16 protein-coding genes and 1 riboswitch are annotated in these 15,927 nt (G+C 39.5%); of the genes, 7 read left to right on the top strand and 9 right to left on the bottom strand.

What is annotated here, in order from left to right:
• Positions 1-6: 6 nt before the first annotated feature.
• From MMY79_RS18015 to MMY79_RS18035, 5 genes are all read right to left on the bottom strand, one after another.
• The gene (locus tag MMY79_RS18015) at positions 7-849 is read right to left on the bottom strand and encodes a hypothetical protein (RefSeq protein WP_252610698.1); all 843 of its coding nucleotides are present in this window, start codon (positions 847-849) and stop codon (positions 7-9) included.
• Between the two features lie 8 nt (positions 850-857).
• Complete coding sequence (locus MMY79_RS18020) at positions 858-1,625, bottom strand: uroporphyrinogen-III synthase (protein WP_252610699.1); 768 nt, start codon at positions 1,623-1,625, stop codon at positions 858-860.
• Between the two features lie 3 nt (positions 1,626-1,628).
• On the bottom strand, positions 1,629-2,546 hold the full coding sequence (gene hemC, locus MMY79_RS18025; RefSeq protein ID WP_252610701.1) for a hydroxymethylbilane synthase: 918 nt from the start codon (positions 2,544-2,546) through the stop codon (positions 1,629-1,631).
• A 101-nt stretch (positions 2,547-2,647) separates the two neighbouring features.
• The gene (locus MMY79_RS18030) at positions 2,648-3,388 is read right to left on the bottom strand and encodes a LytTR family DNA-binding domain-containing protein (RefSeq protein WP_252610704.1); all 741 of its coding nucleotides are present in this window, start codon (positions 3,386-3,388) and stop codon (positions 2,648-2,650) included.
• Positions 3,389-3,448: 60 nt separating this feature from the next.
• Positions 3,449-4,588 (bottom strand): histidine kinase, encoded by a 1,140-nt coding sequence (locus MMY79_RS18035; RefSeq protein WP_252610706.1) that lies wholly within the window; start codon positions 4,586-4,588, stop codon positions 3,449-3,451.
• Between MMY79_RS18035 and argH the strand changes: the two genes are divergently transcribed.
• The gene (argH, locus tag MMY79_RS18040; protein ID WP_252610708.1) at positions 4,579-6,012 is read left to right on the top strand and encodes an argininosuccinate lyase; all 1,434 of its coding nucleotides are present in this window, start codon (positions 4,579-4,581) and stop codon (positions 6,010-6,012) included. The two genes, MMY79_RS18035 and argH, sit on opposite strands and share 10 nt — an antisense overlap.
• Positions 6,013-6,021: 9 nt before the next feature.
• Positions 6,022-6,291, top strand: coding sequence for an oxidative damage protection protein (locus MMY79_RS18045; protein ID WP_004699209.1), 270 nt, complete (start codon positions 6,022-6,024; stop codon positions 6,289-6,291).
• Between the two features lie 305 nt (positions 6,292-6,596).
• On the opposite strand, the gene phoU is transcribed toward MMY79_RS18045, so the two are convergent.
• The 4 genes from phoU to MMY79_RS18070 form a co-directional block, all read right to left on the bottom strand.
• A complete protein-coding gene (gene phoU / locus MMY79_RS18050) occupies positions 6,597-7,319 on the bottom strand; it encodes a phosphate signaling complex protein PhoU (protein ID WP_013199117.1) in 723 nt (240 codons plus the stop codon).
• A gap of 106 nt (positions 7,320-7,425) precedes the next feature.
• Positions 7,426-8,757, bottom strand: coding sequence for a TolC family outer membrane protein (locus MMY79_RS18055; RefSeq protein WP_252610710.1), 1,332 nt, complete (start codon positions 8,755-8,757; stop codon positions 7,426-7,428).
• Positions 8,758-8,851: 94 nt separating this feature from the next.
• Positions 8,852-9,757, bottom strand: a complete 906-nt coding sequence (locus MMY79_RS18065; protein WP_252610714.1) for an EamA family transporter — start codon at positions 9,755-9,757, stop codon at positions 8,852-8,854.
• Entirely contained in the window at positions 9,750-10,331 is a 582-nt protein-coding gene (locus MMY79_RS18070) for a TetR/AcrR family transcriptional regulator (RefSeq protein ID WP_252610716.1), read from the bottom strand. The genes MMY79_RS18065 and MMY79_RS18070 overlap by 8 nt, the downstream gene beginning before the upstream one ends.
• Before the next feature lie 111 nt (positions 10,332-10,442).
• Here MMY79_RS18070 and MMY79_RS18075 point away from each other — a divergent pair, with 111 nt between their 5' ends.
• The 5 genes from MMY79_RS18075 to dksA all read left to right on the top strand — a co-directional run bounded on the left by MMY79_RS18075 (position 10,443) and on the right by dksA (position 15,927).
• A complete protein-coding gene (locus tag MMY79_RS18075) occupies positions 10,443-11,525 on the top strand; it encodes a hypothetical protein (RefSeq protein ID WP_252610718.1) in 1,083 nt (360 codons plus the stop codon).
• A 34-nt stretch (positions 11,526-11,559) separates the two neighbouring features.
• A riboswitch (TPP riboswitch) is annotated at positions 11,560-11,694 on the top strand.
• A gap of 88 nt (positions 11,695-11,782) precedes the next feature.
• Positions 11,783-13,660: a phosphomethylpyrimidine synthase ThiC gene (thiC, locus tag MMY79_RS18080; RefSeq protein WP_252610720.1), complete on the top strand. Its 1,878-nt coding sequence runs from the start codon at positions 11,783-11,785 to the stop codon at positions 13,658-13,660.
• A gap of 75 nt (positions 13,661-13,735) precedes the next feature.
• Positions 13,736-14,371: an NUDIX domain-containing protein gene (locus MMY79_RS18085; RefSeq protein WP_252610722.1), complete on the top strand. Its 636-nt coding sequence runs from the start codon at positions 13,736-13,738 to the stop codon at positions 14,369-14,371.
• On the top strand, positions 14,368-15,180 hold the full coding sequence (gene cpdA, locus MMY79_RS18090; RefSeq protein ID WP_252610724.1) for a 3',5'-cyclic-AMP phosphodiesterase: 813 nt from the start codon (positions 14,368-14,370) through the stop codon (positions 15,178-15,180). The genes MMY79_RS18085 and cpdA overlap by 4 nt, the downstream gene beginning before the upstream one ends.
• Before the next feature lie 210 nt (positions 15,181-15,390).
• On the top strand, positions 15,391-15,927 hold the full coding sequence (dksA, locus tag MMY79_RS18095) for an RNA polymerase-binding protein DksA (protein ID WP_252610726.1): 537 nt from the start codon (positions 15,391-15,393) through the stop codon (positions 15,925-15,927).

The following is a 15,927-nucleotide window of genomic DNA, read 5'->3' on the forward strand; positions in this document are numbered from 1 at the left end:
TCCTCCTTATGAGCCAATTAGACCAAGTGTAGATAATTTAGGAACAGGCACGACAGATAAATGTGCCACTTTAGCAATACGTTTTTTTAACTGCTGACTCGTTGCATCGGGCATTTCATCTAGCTTTTGCATCACAGATTGCAACTCGTTTTGGTACTCTGTCATTTTGCCTTGATTGAGTGCCTGTTCAGCAATTAATAATCGTAATTGCACTTCTTTGAGCACCACGCTTCGATTCATTAAATTAATAGACGGCGTTTCTACTTTTTCTATACGGAACCATCTTTTCCACCAAGATACAGACTCGGATTGATCCATCTCAAGTTTAGGCTGAGCTAAGGCTTGCTGAATATTTTTATCAATCGTCTGTAATAAATCATCAATCAATTGATGACGTTGATTTTGGGCCAAACTGAATTGTTGAACTGCTTGTTTATCCTGCTCAAGCGATTGGTTCAAGCTATGTTGCAATGCAGGTGCAATTTCATAGTGTGCAAGGGATTGCTGTAACTGACTTAATTGATCAACCGCATAAATCAATTGTTGTTGATCAATTGCAAATTGAATTAAATCTAACTTTTGTTTAATTAAAACTGTAGGAGCAATACCTGCTGGTGGAGCATCTGGATGAGCCACTGAACTCAGTTTATCGCCTGTATTTACAGGTTGATTCTGTAGTTGTCGCTGTAAAGCAACCAATTGATCATTTAGATTGGCATAGTGCTGTTCTGATTGAAGCAGACTTTGCTTAAGCTCGGGAACAGTACGAGAAATTTGCCACATATCGTAACTGAGCTTAGCCAACCAAGCCATGCCCAGTAAAATGATGATAGAAACAAGTTTTCTCATATAAATCCTTATAATGCCTGAATGTGATGAATCATCCCCGAAGGCGATAAATTTTCAAGTTGAATAATGTGAAAATAAGCCTGTTGTTGATCGCGATATTCTTTAACAATTTGAAAAAGTCGTGGTCCTAAAACCAAATATACACAATCAGGTTGCACATTATTTTTTGAACAAAGCTCTAACCAATATTTCCAGCTGGCCTCACTGGTAATTAAGACTAGCCATTTGTTTAAATTATAATTTGAATTCTGTGTCAGATGTTTGAATGTAGAATATGAGGCTTCTGGGCATTGCCGATGATATAAAACGAAATTTAAAATCTGAATGCCTTGCTGCTGCAAAGTTTCCATCATAAATTGACGTCCACCCTCTCCTCGCCAAAAAGCGATGCTACCAGCTTGCTTCATGTTATGAAGAATAGGTAGATTCAACATCCCTTCTGAGGTTTCAACATCTGGAATATGTGCTTCTATTCCATATTCATTTAGACAATTGGCCGTTGACTGTCCAACGGCAATCCACTGAATATGTTTTAAGGCAGCTAGTTTTAAGCCGCTTTGTGCCAAATACTTCATCCCCACATCAACAGCGGTTGGACTAACGACAACAATAACTTGAGCCTTAACCAAGTGTTGGTAAAGCTGAAGTAAATGTTCAGAAAAAGGTTTGGCAACGAGTTCTAAAAGAGGTAAAGACTCAACCTGAAATCCCTTATTTTGCAAAACTTCTGTTAGTTCAGTTGCACGAGAATCAGGTCGAGTATTAATAAACAACATGGTTTAGTAGAGAGCCTTTAATAGCTCGCCCGCGCCTTGGTCAAGTAAATTTCGAGCAAGGTTTTCACCCAATTGATGAGCATTGCTGGCTTCATCTGTCAGTTCAGCACGTAGTAACGTTTGGCCATCAGGACTTCCAACACGCCCTTCAATATGGATTTGTCCATTTTGTAGTGTGGCATAACCTGCAATTGGAACCTGACAACCACCTTCAAGATAGGCATTAAAAGCACGCTCAGCACGTACACAAACATCAGTTTCTTCGTGTAATAATGGTTGAATTAAAGCTAATACATCTTGGTCAGCTGCACGGCATTCCAAGCCCAATGCACCTTGACCCACCGCAGGCAAACTAATATCTGGTGCTAAACAATGACGAATACGTTCTGACAACCCTAAGCGCTTCAAACCAGCGCTAGCTAAAATAATAGCATCATATTGACCATCATCTAGCTTTGCTAAACGTGTGCCAACATTTCCACGCAAGTCAATAATTTGCAAATCAGGACGTTGTTTTAAAATTTGAGATTTACGACGTAAACTTGAGGTACCAACTTTTGCACCTTGAGGTAAGTCAGCAAATTTTTCAAATTGATTTGAAACGAAAGCATCTAATGGATCTTCACGTTCACAAATTACTGCCAAGGTTAAACCATCTGGCAAAGCCATCGGGACATCTTTCATTGAATGTACAGCTAAATCTGCACGCCCATCTAGAAGTGCTGCTTCTAACTCTTTAACAAACAGCCCTTTCCCACCAATTTTTGCTAAAGGAGTATCTAAGATTTTATCGCCCTGCGTGACAAATTTAACCAACTCCACCGTTAAATCTGGGTGAAGCTCCTGTAATCGGGCACGAATATATTCTGCCTGCCAGAGAGCAAGTGGGCTTTGTCGTGTAGCAATTTTCAAGGTTTTCATAAATTCAAGCATGGGCTGGTCAAACAATACACCCTAAACTTAACTTGATCCCTTAAAATTGCAAGTAAAATCTCGCACGTCCAAGATAACTCTTTTTAAGTTTAGAGCTGGTGAATCCGCTCTCTAAGCATAGATAAATGTCGACGGCTCACTGAAAGTCGTTCATCTAGTCCACGTAAACGAACCTGATATTGCCCAGAGCTAACGAGCTCCAGTCCATCTAAATATGCAACTGCAACCAATGCATTTCGATGAATACGAATGAATTGATCTGCAAATTCGGTTTCAAGCTCTTTTAAAGTTTCATCAATTAATACACTGCCATTTTGATGACGCACCGTGACATATTTTTGATCGGCTAAAAAATAATAAATATTTTCAACAGGAATCAGCTCAACCCCACGATAGGTTTTTGCAGCAATTTGATGTCGCTGTGTTTTTAGATCATGCAAAAAATCATGTTGTGGCAAGGCATTAAGCTGTGCTTGAGTAAGCTGAGTCAATTGACTAAAAACTTGTTCAAGTTCTTGAGGATCAATTGGTTTAAGAAGATAAGCTTGAGCTTGAGACTTAAATGCTTCCAATGCATGTTGATCATAGGCCGTACAGAATACAATCGCAGGTCGAGGATGTAGCTGACTTATCTGTTCCGCACAGACAAGACCATTCATACCTGGCATTTGAATATCAAGTAAAATTACATCCGGTTGATGAAGCCGCGCCTGTTCCAAGGCTTCTTGTCCATGCTGAGCCGTTGATACAACTTCATGTCCCATCTTTGAAACTAAACGTGATAATCGCTCCACTGCAAGTGGTTCGTCATCACAAATCAGCACCTTCATTCATCCTCCTTGTCACCGTTAACTTGATCCATGTTTTTATGGTTAACTCTGACTAACTTATTATTTTGTTTGATATTGATAGCTCATAATGGTGGTATATAAGGTTTCACCTTTATAAACCTGAAATCTTACGGAACTCCCATAATATGCTTTCAGGCGCTGTTTTACATTTTCAAGCGCGATTCCATGCCCTTTCCTTGAATTTATTGTATCGTCTGTATATGGGTTGGTAATGACTATACTGACCTGATTTTGCAATATTTCAACCAATACCCCTATGGTTGCCTTACCCATCATTGGTTCTACCCCATGAAAAATACTATTCTCTAACAAAGGTTGTAATGTCAATAAAGGAATGGTGACCTGTTTCAGTTGCACAGGTGAAAGCTCGATTTTCCAATCTACTTTTAAACGCTCCCCCAAACGCACCTGCTCAATCATTAAATATTGTTTACTCAGCTCAATTTCTTCATGCAGACTCACCAATTTCAATTCTTGGAAGCTGGCACGAAATAAACGTGACAGACTAATGAGCATGCTTTCTGCTTTATCTGGATCTATCGCAATTAAACTGACTACATTATTTAAACTATTAAATAAAAAATGAGGATGAATTCGCGCTTGCATAGCCTGAATACGGGCATTTAATTCTGCATATTGCTGATGTAACCATTGTTCTCTGACATATAAATACCGTAAACAGAAAGCCCCGAGCAATATTCCATAGCTTAAATATAAAGGTACATTGGTAAAATAAATGCCCCAGTTCTGTGTCAAAGAAGCATGTTTATTTAAAAGACCAAACTGAAAAAAATTACTCATGAATGTGGTTAAAACAACAATACCTTGCAACATGACAAAGCCAATAACCAAGGCAAATTCTTGACGTAAACTGCTAAAAAAACCTTGAAAGCGTTCAACCAAGGCAAAAAATGACAATATAACCCAATTAATAAAAACGATGTATTGCAAAAGGCGTCCACCGCTTAATGCTTGCCAAGACTGCGCTTCAGCCAATGCCAAGACCAGTGCCAAAACATTACTTGCGATAATTAATTCGAATAAGTGTTGCCAACGCCCGTTTTTCGTAAAAAAATAGGAAGAATTTTGATTTCGGTATGCTGTAGGAAACAACTTTGTTTGTTGAGCTTCGGCAAGTGATATACTCTTTTTTATTTTACTGAGCCACCATGACCACATCTTCAAATCCCCCTAATTCAGTAACCCCAGACCAAACCTCAGGTATGTGGGGTGGTCGTTTTTCTGAAGCGACGGATGCTTTTGTAGCCGAATTTACCGCCTCTGTTCAGTTTGACCAGCGTTTTTATAAACAAGACATCGCGGGTTCCATTGCGCATGCTACCATGCTTGCGAAAGTTGGCGTACTCACAGAAGCAGAACGCGATGACATTATTGAAGGTTTAAACACCATTCGCTCAGAAATTGAGGCTGGTACCTTTGAGTGGCGCATCGATCTTGAAGATGTTCACATGAACATTGAATCACGTTTGACTCAACGTATTGGCATTACAGGTAAAAAACTACATACAGGTCGTAGCCGTAACGATCAGGTTGCAACCGATATTCGTCTTTACCTACGCGACGAAATTGATGATATTTTAAAATTATTAGAACGCTTACAAAAAGGCTTGTTAGGCTTGGCTGCCAAAAATGTAAATGCAATTATGCCGGGCTTCACACACTTACAAACTGCTCAGCCTGTGACTTTCGGCCACCACTTACTGGCTTGGTTTGAAATGTTAATTCGTGACACTGAACGTCTTCAAGATTGTCGTAAGCGCGTTAACCGTATGCCGCTTGGTTCAGCTGCACTTGCTGGTACAACCTACCCGATTGACCGCCCTTACACAGCGGAACTGTTAGGTTTTGAAGCTGTATCTGAAAACTCACTTGATGCAGTATCTGACCGTGACTTTGCAATTGAGTTTAACGCAGCTGCTGCACTGATCATGATGCATTTATCACGTATGTCTGAAGAGCTAATCCTTTGGGCTTCTGCACAGTTCAAATTTGTGAATATTCCCGACCGCTTCTGTACTGGTTCTTCAATCATGCCACAGAAGAAAAATCCGGATGTTCCTGAACTTATTCGTGGTAAATCAGGCCGTGTATTTGGTGACTTAATTAGCTTACTTACGCTCATGAAAGGTCAACCATTGGCGTACAACAAAGATAACCAAGAAGATAAAGAACCTTTATTTGATGCAATCGATACGGTTCGTGGTTCACTCATGGCTTTCGCAGATATGATTCCTGCATTGGTTCCAAATATTGAAATCATGCGTGAAGCTGCACTTCGCGGATTCTCAACAGCAACCGATCTTGCTGACTACCTAGTGAAAAAAGGCGTTGCGTTCCGTGATGCTCATGAAATTGTAGGTAAAGCTGTTGCATTAGGTGTTGCTGAAGAAAAAGATTTATCTGAGTTAACACTTGAGCAATTACAACAATTCTCTGACTTAATTACAGCAGATGTATTTGATAAAGCCTTAACACTAGAAGCTTCTGTAAATGCACGTGATCATATTGGCGGAACTTCACCAAAACAGGTTGAAGCTGCGATTGCCCGTGCCCATACACGTTTAGAACAGTTATACGCTTAAGGATAAATCATGAGTCGACAAGTATTTTGCCGCAAATATCAAAAGGAAATGGAAGGTCTAGACTTTGCTCCTTTTCCGGGTGCTAAAGGCCAAGATTTTTTTGAAAATGTTTCTAAGCAAGCATGGCAAGAATGGTTACAACACCAAACTACGCTGATTAATGAAAAACGCTTAAACGTGTTTGAACCAGATGCGAAGAAGTTCCTTGAAGAACAACGTGAGAAGTTCTTTAATAATGATGAAAGCGTAGAAAAAGCTGAAGGCTGGAAACCAGAATAATCCGTTTGTTCTAGCTCATTTATCATTAAAAAGGCAGGTCTATATACATAGACCTGCCTTTTTTTACGTGAAACTTACACAAGCATAAAAAGCCTTACATAGAGCGAACAGGACTCTACATGACATCAAAAAGCCAAGAACTTAATATCAATTTATAGCAAGAAGAGCACGATCCCTGTCGTGTTTATGCATTTGATTTTCTGTCCTGAACTTCCCCCCAAAGTTCGGGACATTTTTTTATTTATTATTTTTAAAAATAAAAAAGCCTTGTTTTAAACAAGGCTTTTAAATATTTCAGCTCAAAATTACTTTTCGTGAACTTTAGCTTCAATTTCTTCAATTTTAGTATGACGAGCATCAAAGCCTTTTGCCATATAAATGACTTGCTCAGCAATGTTACGTGCATGATCCCCAATACGCTCTAAAGAACGTAGAACCCACATAACATTAATAACACGTGCAATATGGCGTGGATCTTCAATCATATAGGTCATTAATGTACGCGTTGCTGACTGATATTCACGGTCAATGTCAGCATCAGCTAAAAGCACACGCAAAGCTTGGTCTGCATCTAAACGTGCAAAAGCATCAAGTGCATCATGAATCATGACACGAACCTGATTACCAATATGACGTGTTTCCATGTAGCCACGAGGCGAACCACCCTCTTCACAAAGGTTCTGCGCAATACGGGCAATTTTTGCAGCTTCGTCACCAATACGCTCAAGGTCAGTATTGGCTTTGCTCATGGCAATAACCATACGCAAGTCAATCGCTGCTGGATGACGACGCGCCAAAATTAGCGTCAAGCCTTCATCAATATCACGTTCATATTGATTGACTGCATTATCTTTAAATTGAACATCAATCGCTAAATTAGCGTCGGTATCAAGTAAAGAATGAATTGCATTAGCGACCTGTTGTTCGACCAAGCCACCCATGGTCATAAACTTTGTGTTTACATCTTGCAAATCTTCATTAAATTGAGAAGAAATATGATGGGTTAACACCGGATTACTTGGACTCAAGGGAAGCCTCCAATATGATGGCGCAGGAATAAAATGATTGAGCATTAGAACACAGCAATCATTAAGTTTTTATGACAAAATTAAATTTCAGATAAAAGCATTTTTATTACTGATAAGTTAACCAGCTATTAAGCTCAACCAGATCTTTTTCACCTAACTGACCTACCGCAGCTTTTAAACGAAGTACATTCAATAAATAGTCATATTGAGCATTAAGATAATCCTGTTTTGCCGAAAAAGCATTACGCTGCGCCAATAAAACATCAACCATACTTTTTAAGCCTTCGTTATAGCTCGCTTTCGAGGCTTGAGAAACTAAAGAAGATGAATCCATTGCAGCTTTTCTTGCTTCGAGTTTGGCTTGGTCTGTATCGACCTGCATAAATGCACTTTTCACATCGACATTGGCACGGCGGATGGCTGCATCAAGTTGAGCCTGAGCTTTACTGGCTTCGACAGTCGCTTTTTTAATTGATGTTCGAGTACGCCCGCCATTAAATAAATTCCAGTTCATTTCTACCCCAACCTGATCAAATTTTCCGTCAGTGGAAATAAGAGTCTCTGGGGTCTGTTTGGTATAACCATAGCTCGCCACAGCATCTATTTGAGGATAAAGCGCGGCTTTTTCTACACGGCGCTGATCTTCACTATATTGTTGCTGTAAACGGGCTTGCTGGATCTTTAGATTTTTTTGCTGGGCCAAAGAAGTCCAATCATTAAGTTCTGCTGGATAAGGCTTTTGAAAACTAAAGTCACTTCGCAATACAGCAAGTTTATCTTGATAAGAACCTATATATTCAGAAAGCTGTTCTTGGGCTAAAAGTAATTGAACATTGGTTGAAATACGATTGGCTCTAGCATTTTGGTATTGAGCATTTGCTTCACTCACATCACTCCGTGCAACCAAACCTTCTTTGAGTTTGGCATTCATCATATTCAGCTGCTCAAGCAAAGCCTTTTCTTCTTGTAGGTATGCAACACTCAGAGCCTGCTGACGCAACACATTAAAATAGGCTTCTGCTACATTTAAAACATGATCTTGTTTTTGCAGTCTTAAGGTGATTTCACTTAAGGCAACTGAAGTTTTAACTTGTTTATAACCTTCCCAAGCGTCCATTCGAAATAATGGCTGACGTGCAGTTAAGGTCGCTTGCCGAGTCGTTGACGTGTTACTCACCAAAGCATCTGAAAGACCTTCCTGGTCAACACCCGGAAAGTTTGAACGCTTTACAGTTTGTCGATTACGGGTAATGTTTCCAGACAGTGTAACGGTGGGTAATAACGCTCCTGTTGCCAAGCCTAAATTAAGTTGATCTGCTTCAAATTGTTGTTGATTGGCTTGCCATGTCGGATCATTTTGTTTTGCGCGCTCATAAGTCTCAACCAAATCTAGAGCAAAACTCGAAGATGCAAAGCTCCAAAGGCCAACAGCGACCATTAATTTTATTTTCATTGTTCAAATCAACGATAAAACTTGCCTTTAAGACTAAGAAAAATTCGAATCAAACTCAAGCCATTAAAAGTTTTAGTTTTTAAGCGTTCTCGGTTTTTGACAATATTAAAATACAAATAAAAATCAAAAACATGCCTATCCAACCCAACCATGAAACATGCTCACCTACCAACACAATGGCAAAAATCGCAGCAACTAAAGGTTCAAATAAAGTTAAGGTCGTTGCTTTACTGGCATTTACTGTTTTTAGTCCAAAACCAAAAAGTAAATAGCCCAAAAACATAGGAATCAGCATCATATAACCAGCAACAAGTAAATTGGTTGAGCTTTGTAATAACCCACCACCTGTAACCAGCAAAGTAGGAAGCAAAATAACTGCCCCTCCCCCCATAATCATGCCCATTGCAGCTTTAGAGGCAACACCCCGATCTATTAATCTTTTTGCAGCCCATGAATAAAGCGAATAAGTTGTAGCTGCGACAAGCCCAAGAAAAATACCGAAGTATTTATTCCATTGATTTGCACTATCTAGAACCGCATGACTTTCACCCATCGACAACATTGTTACGCCAAGCACACCGCAAAGAAAACTTAGAAACCAGATGGCGGACAAAGCTTTGCGATCAAAAAATCGCTCTAAAATTGCTGCGATCAGTGGAGCAGAACCAATTGAAACCACGGTGCCAATCGTAATACCTGCATAATGCATTGAAGAATAAAAAGCCAAAGGATAAATACCAACAGCCGCCACACCCAAAAGCAGTATTAAAAGATTTTCCCTTATAAATTGTCGGTTTTCACGTATCGCTCTTGATGCAACCAAAGCTTGTAAAAGACCACCTCCGCCCATCGCTACGGCACCAATAGCGAGTGGGCCAAGTGTCGGTGCAAATGCGGCCGCTGTACCTGTTGTTCCCCACAAAACGGAAGCAACTAAAATCGCAATTGTGCCCCCATAACTACTATTTTTAATGAGGCTAATCATGTGGGCATTCTCTACTTAAAATATCTTCTGCCATTTGCTTTGCTAATAGAAGTTGACGACTGTTACCTTCTAACCCTGCTCTTGCCATAGAACCCTCTAAAAGAAAAGAAAGCTGCGTCGCCACATAGTTAATCCGCTGTGAGTCTGGTATCAATTTTTTTAAATGCTCAGCAACAATAGCCTCGACTTCTTCTTTATGTTGTCTTACCGAACTTCGCCCTGCACTATTCGCAGGAAACTCAGCCGCAGCATTCAACAACCCGCAACCTCGAAAGCCTTTTTCATAGGCAAATTCTGCATGGTCTTGATAGGCATCAAACACGGCCAAGATAGCGTCTTTAGCTGTTTTTATTTTTTCTAGACGCTTTTGGTAGAGATCAAGCCATTCTTGATGACGCGCAGCAATGTAGGCATCGACAAGCTCGCCTTTTGAAGAAAAATTATTATAAAGCGACATCTTAGCAACATCTGCTTTAGCCGTAACAGAGTTAATTCCTGTTGCAGTAATGCCATCGTTATAAAACAAAGTTGCAGCAGCATCGAGAATTTTCTGTCTTGCAGATTTATCATTCATAGCTTTACTATTAAGTAGACCGATCTACCTAATAATAAAGATTTCTAACAATGATGCAATCTTTTTCCGAGTTATAATTTGAGCAATGTTCACTTCGATAAAAATATAATCATGAAAAAAGTTCTAATGATGAGTATGTGCAGCGCACTACTTTTAGCTGGATGTAATAAAACATCAGAGCAAAATCAGGCTGTATCTAAAGAGCAAAAATCAACAGAGCAAAAGGCCACTCAAAAACAAGACAGTAGTTGCTTACAAATTATGGTAGCTATGCACACGATTAATCAAAACAGTAAAATAGAAGACTTAAATCAAATTAATGAAAAGCTTAAAACCTGTGTTCCTTCGTTAAAAAATGATGAACAGCTTAAGCTAATTGATGCATCAACAGCCATGTATCAACGTTTTATTAAACAAGACTACACTGAAAAAACAGGTAGAGCGTTTGAAGCTTTTGGCTATGCTGTTTTAGAACATAAACAGCAAAACCTTAAAAAGGTAATTCAAAGTCAGAAAAAGCTCTTCGACCAACTGAGCTCACGTGATCAATATTTACTTCAACATGAAGGCCAAGCCTATATTGAACTTCTCTATCAAGGCGAAGGCATGTTCACCTATCGACGTCAGCCAAACTATTTAGTTGATGTTTTTTCTAAAGCCTTACCTGCTGACCAAAAAGAGTTCTTAACTCGTATGGCGAAAGACAATCAAAATATTTTTTATAACGATGGTGCGTTGGCTATTTCTTGGAAAGAGCTCACTGAACGTGCATTATTTTGGGAAAAATTTATTCAAAAATATCCAAAAAGCCACTTTATTGGTGATGCAAAACTGCTCTTTAACGAATATCGCTATTTTATTTTCTTTGGTCTAGATAACACCCCTGTTTCAGATGAATATGCACCGAACACATGGTTTGATAAAGATGCACTTCAACAAATTCAATTTCTGTCTACACAAAATCAGTCGAGTTTAACGAAACCTGCCGAGCAATTTCTTAAATTTATTGCCACGCCTGTAGAAGAGCGTAATAAGCAATTTAAAATAGATTTAACTGATAAGAATGGCGATAAAAAATCAAATTATCAGATGACTCATGAACAACTTGAGCAGCTATTAAAATTAGACTCCCCATGGAACACTGAAGTCTATCGTGACTGCCATATAGATGCTGTTTGTATAGATACAAATTGACAATGCCACCCAACCTAAAACATGTTAGTCTGTAAATCGCTTGACGGAGCGCGAGTAATAACTCGCTGAGATTGTGTAAATTTTGTGTTATCGCAACACAAGTTTGAACATGAGTACCGTTGAACCTGATCAGGTTAAGACCTGCGTAGGAATCAAGCCATCTGAAAACTTAAGCCTTAAATTTATCTCGTAAAGATAAATCCGCCATCGTTTTTGGTCGTGCTTGATTCGTTGATGTTATTCATAAGGATCATGTAATGAACCAGTTAACGAATCTCTCTTCAGCTGAAATTTCAGCACAACATGAACAAGATGCAAAAGATTTAACCCGCATCTTACCCGCTTCTAAAAAAGTTTATCTTGAAGGCTCTCGTCCTGATATTCAGGTTCCAATGCGAGAAATTTCTTTAACAGATACTCCAACTGGTCTAGGTGGTGAACATAATCCCCCTGTTATGGTCTATGACACTTCAGGTGTTTATACAGATCCAAATGTTCAAATTGATTTAGACAAAGGTTTACCTTCAGTTCGCCAGAACTGGATTGAAGAACGTAACGATACTGACGTACTTTCTGGTTTAACTTCAACTTTTGGTCAAGAACGTTTAAAAGACATTCGCACCGCTGACATTCGTTTTGCTCATATTCAAAACCCACGCCGTGCTAAAGCTGGCAAAAATGTCTCTCAAATGCACTATGCCAAGCAAGGTATTATCACACCTGAAATGGAATATATTGCAATTCGTGAGAATCAGCGCCAGCGTGAAGGTGTTGATATGCGCCAGCATCCTGGGCAAAATTTTGGTGCAAAAAACTTAAAAGAAATTACACCTGAATTTGTTCGCCAAGAAGTTGCTGAAGGTCGTGCGATCATTCCTGCCAACATTAACCACCCAGAACTTGAACCAATGATTATTGGTCGTAACTTCTTGGTTAAAATTAATGCCAACATTGGTAACTCAGCGCTTGGCTCTTCAATTGATGAAGAAGTTGCAAAAATGACGTGGGCAACCCGTTGGGGTGCCGACACCATTATGGATTTATCGACAGGTAAAAACATTCATGAAACACGTGAATGGATTATTCGTAACTCACCTGTTCCAATCGGGACAGTACCAATTTATCAAGCACTTGAAAAAGTTGATGGTGTTGCAGAAGATTTAACATGGGAAATCTTCAAAGACACACTTATTGAACAAGCTGAGCAAGGCGTTGACTATTTCACGATTCACGCAGGTGTATTGCTTCGCTATGTGCCGCTTACAGCAAACCGTTTAACGGGTATTGTGTCGCGTGGTGGTTCAATCATGGCGCAGTGGTGCCTAGCACATCATGAAGAAAACTTCTTATACACTCATTTTGATGAAATCTGTGAAATCATGAAAGCCTACGATGTTTCATTTAGCTTAGGTGATGGCTTACGTCCGGGCTGTATTCAAGATGCAAATGACGAAGCACAGTTCAGCGAACTTAAAACTCTAGGTGAACTTACACACCGCGCATGGGAACATGATGTTCAAGTCATGATTGAAGGCCCTGGTCACGTACCAATGCACATGATTAAAGAAAACATGGACCTTCAGCTAGAAGTGTGTAAAGAAGCACCATTCTATACACTTGGGCCTTTAACGACTGATATCGCTCCGGGTTATGACCACATTACATCTGCAATTGGCGCAGCCATGATTGGTTGGTATGGCACAGCAATGCTTTGTTATGTCACACCGAAAGAACATTTGGGTCTACCAAACAAAAAAGATGTTAAAGACGGAATTATTACCTACAAGCTTGCAGCACATGCTGCTGATCTTGCGAAAGGTCATCCGGGTGCGCAAGTTCGCGATAATGCCTTGTCAAAAGCTCGTTTTGAATTCCGTTGGGATGATCAGTTCAACTTAAGTCTAGACCCAGATACAGCGCGTAGCATGCATGATGAAACCTTACCAAAAGAGGCTCATAAATCTGCTCACTTCTGTTCAATGTGTGGACCGAAGTTCTGCTCGATGAAAATCACCCAGAATGTTCGTGACTATGCCAACAACCTCACTAATAGCAATTCAGAGGTTGAAGAAGGCCTCAAAGCCATGAAAGAGGTTTATCAGGAACAAGGTCAAAAACTGTATCATAAAGTGTAAATATTCAAAAAAAACACTTGCCTAGCTATGATTCTCGGTTAGGATGAAATAAATAGATTTCGTCCTGATCGAATCATGAGTATTGTTGAACGTCCAAGTTATACATCTAAAGATGTCGAAGTAACATCACGTGAATCTCTATTCCGTGGTTTTATTCAAGTTGAAAAAGTCAGCCTTCGACATCGTCTATTTAATCAGCCTGAATATACTCATGTATTACAGCGTGAACTTGTTCATCGTCCTGAAGCGGCTGGCGTTCTACTCTACAACGATCAAAGACAACAATTTGCGCTGATTGAACAATTTCGGGTTGGCGCAATTAATGATGCCTATTCACCATGGCAACTGGAAATAATTGCAGGTGTATTAGATGGAGACGAGACTCCTGAAAGCTGCATTCATCGTGAAACGCTTGAAGAATCAGGATGTACGATTAATCATGTACAACATCTATTCAGCTTTTATCCATCTGCTGGGGCGTGTTCAGAACTATTTCACTTATATGCTGCTGAAACAGATTTACCAACAAAAGGCGGAGTTTTCGGCATGCCTGATGAAGGTGAAAATATTCTTTTACACTTGTTTGATTACAGCGAAATATCAACATTATTGAGTCAAGGACGTTTGAGAAATGCTCCTGTCATTATGGCGTTACAATGGCTATCTCAACACATCACAACGATAATAAAATCCGACGAGGTAGGACGGTGACTTTTCAAGTCTCAACACTTTCACAAAAAGACCATGTCATTATACAAATTACCGATACCCATTTATTGGAGTATCCGCACTTAGAATTTGTGGGGATGAATCCTGAAGAAAGTTTTCATGCCATTATTCAACAGATCCTGAAAAGACATCCTGAAACTGATGCCATTATCCATACTGGAGATCTGGCTCAAGCACCAACGCCTATTACCTACAAACGTTATATCCAATATATGCAAACGTTAGGTCTGCCATTTTTTCAGACACTGGGTAATCATGATAACGTTGACCATTTTCCATTGCATAAAGAAAACCATCAGGAACCTGTGGTCATTTGTTTAGGAAACTGGCGCGTTATTTTATTAAATAGTGCTGTAAAAGGTCACATTGATGGACACCTGTCACCAGAACAACTACAAAATTTAGAGACATTACTCGAAGAGTTTTCTGATAACCCTGTTTTGCTGGCCTGTCATCATCATCCTTTTGCCATGAAATCTAAATGGATTGATCATCACAAGTTACAAAATTCTAATGCGTTGCTTACAACATTAGCTCCATTTAAAAATGTAAAAGCTTTAATCTGCGGGCACGTTCACCAAGACTCACTAAACACTTGGCAAGGGATCGAATTTTTCTCGACACCCTCGACAAGCGTTCAGTTCAAACCGTTTAGTAATGAGTTTGCCCTAGACCAAAATGCTCCTGGCTACCGCTACATTCGTCTAAAAAACGATGGTAGTTTTGAAACAAAAGTCTTCCGTCTTGAAAATTTTCAGGGCCTTATAAATACTGATATTTCAGGCTATTAGCTCTACTTTTTATATGCTTATATGTAATTATGACTAGGCTAAACACGTTTTGAAAATATTTACGGGGCAGAATGACTATCATCTTGCAGGAAAAATCTATATGATGACGACCCGATGGGAAAATCCATCGATGGTTTTCTATAAAAACACTTGCATATCACCATATTTTTTGCGTATAGATAATACGTGTATGATGAGGAATGCCCTATTATGGCGAATGACAACCACAACCAAGTTTTGGATGAACATACAGAAGTTGTAGTGGAAGGTGACAAAGCTTCTGCAAAACGTGCACGTAAAGTGAAACCTAAAACTTCTGACATAGGCACAACTGCAAGTTTATTTGGTATTGCACCTTATCAACCTAAGAAAAATGAAGAGTACATGTCTGAAGGACAGCTCGAGCATTTCCGACAAATTCTGCAGGCATGGAAAGCTGAATTAATGTCTGAAGTTGATCGTACGTTGAATACGATGCAAGACGAATCAACTGCATTGCCCGATGTGAATGACCGTGCTACCCAAGAAGAAGAGTTTGCAATTGAATTGCGTACACGTGACCGTGAACGTAAGTTGATTCGTAAAATCGAACAATCTATGGAAGCAATTAAAAACGAAGACTACGGTTTCTGTGAAACATGTGGTATCGAAATCGGTGTACGTCGTTTAGAAGCACGTCCAACTGCAACTCTATGTATTGATTGCAAAACTTTGGCAGAAATTAAAGAGAAGCAAAATAACGGTTAA

The organism is Acinetobacter sp. XS-4 (assembly GCF_023920705.1).
Lineage (GTDB): Bacteria > Pseudomonadota > Gammaproteobacteria > Pseudomonadales > Moraxellaceae > Acinetobacter.

Excerpts from the sequence above, each read along its gene's own strand:
- MMY79_RS18015 (WP_252610698.1), bottom strand. The coding sequence starts at position 849 with ATGAGAAAACTTGTTTCTATCATCATTTTACTGGGCATGGCTTGGTTG.
- MMY79_RS18020 (WP_252610699.1), bottom strand. The coding sequence starts at position 1,625 with ATGTTGTTTATTAATACTCGACCTGATTCTCGTGCAACTGAACTAACA.
- hemC (WP_252610701.1), bottom strand. The coding sequence starts at position 2,546 with ATGAAAACCTTGAAAATTGCTACACGACAAAGCCCACTTGCTCTCTGG.
- MMY79_RS18030 (WP_252610704.1), bottom strand. The coding sequence starts at position 3,388 with ATGAAGGTGCTGATTTGTGATGACGAACCACTTGCAGTGGAGCGATTA.
- argH (WP_252610708.1), top strand. The coding sequence starts at position 4,579 with ATGACCACATCTTCAAATCCCCCTAATTCAGTAACCCCAGACCAAACC.
- MMY79_RS18035 (WP_252610706.1), bottom strand. The coding sequence starts at position 4,588 with ATGTGGTCATGGTGGCTCAGTAAAATAAAAAAGAGTATATCACTTGCC.
- MMY79_RS18045 (WP_004699209.1), top strand. The coding sequence starts at position 6,022 with ATGAGTCGACAAGTATTTTGCCGCAAATATCAAAAGGAAATGGAAGGT.
- MMY79_RS18055 (WP_252610710.1), bottom strand. The coding sequence starts at position 8,757 with ATGGTCGCTGTTGGCCTTTGGAGCTTTGCATCTTCGAGTTTTGCTCTA.
- MMY79_RS18065 (WP_252610714.1), bottom strand. The coding sequence starts at position 9,757 with ATGATTAGCCTCATTAAAAATAGTAGTTATGGGGGCACAATTGCGATT.
- MMY79_RS18070 (WP_252610716.1), bottom strand. The coding sequence starts at position 10,331 with ATGAATGATAAATCTGCAAGACAGAAAATTCTCGATGCTGCTGCAACT.
- MMY79_RS18075 (WP_252610718.1), top strand. The coding sequence starts at position 10,443 with ATGAAAAAAGTTCTAATGATGAGTATGTGCAGCGCACTACTTTTAGCT.
- thiC (WP_252610720.1), top strand. The coding sequence starts at position 11,783 with ATGAACCAGTTAACGAATCTCTCTTCAGCTGAAATTTCAGCACAACAT.
- MMY79_RS18085 (WP_252610722.1), top strand. The coding sequence starts at position 13,736 with ATGAGTATTGTTGAACGTCCAAGTTATACATCTAAAGATGTCGAAGTA.
- dksA (WP_252610726.1), top strand. The coding sequence starts at position 15,391 with ATGGCGAATGACAACCACAACCAAGTTTTGGATGAACATACAGAAGTT.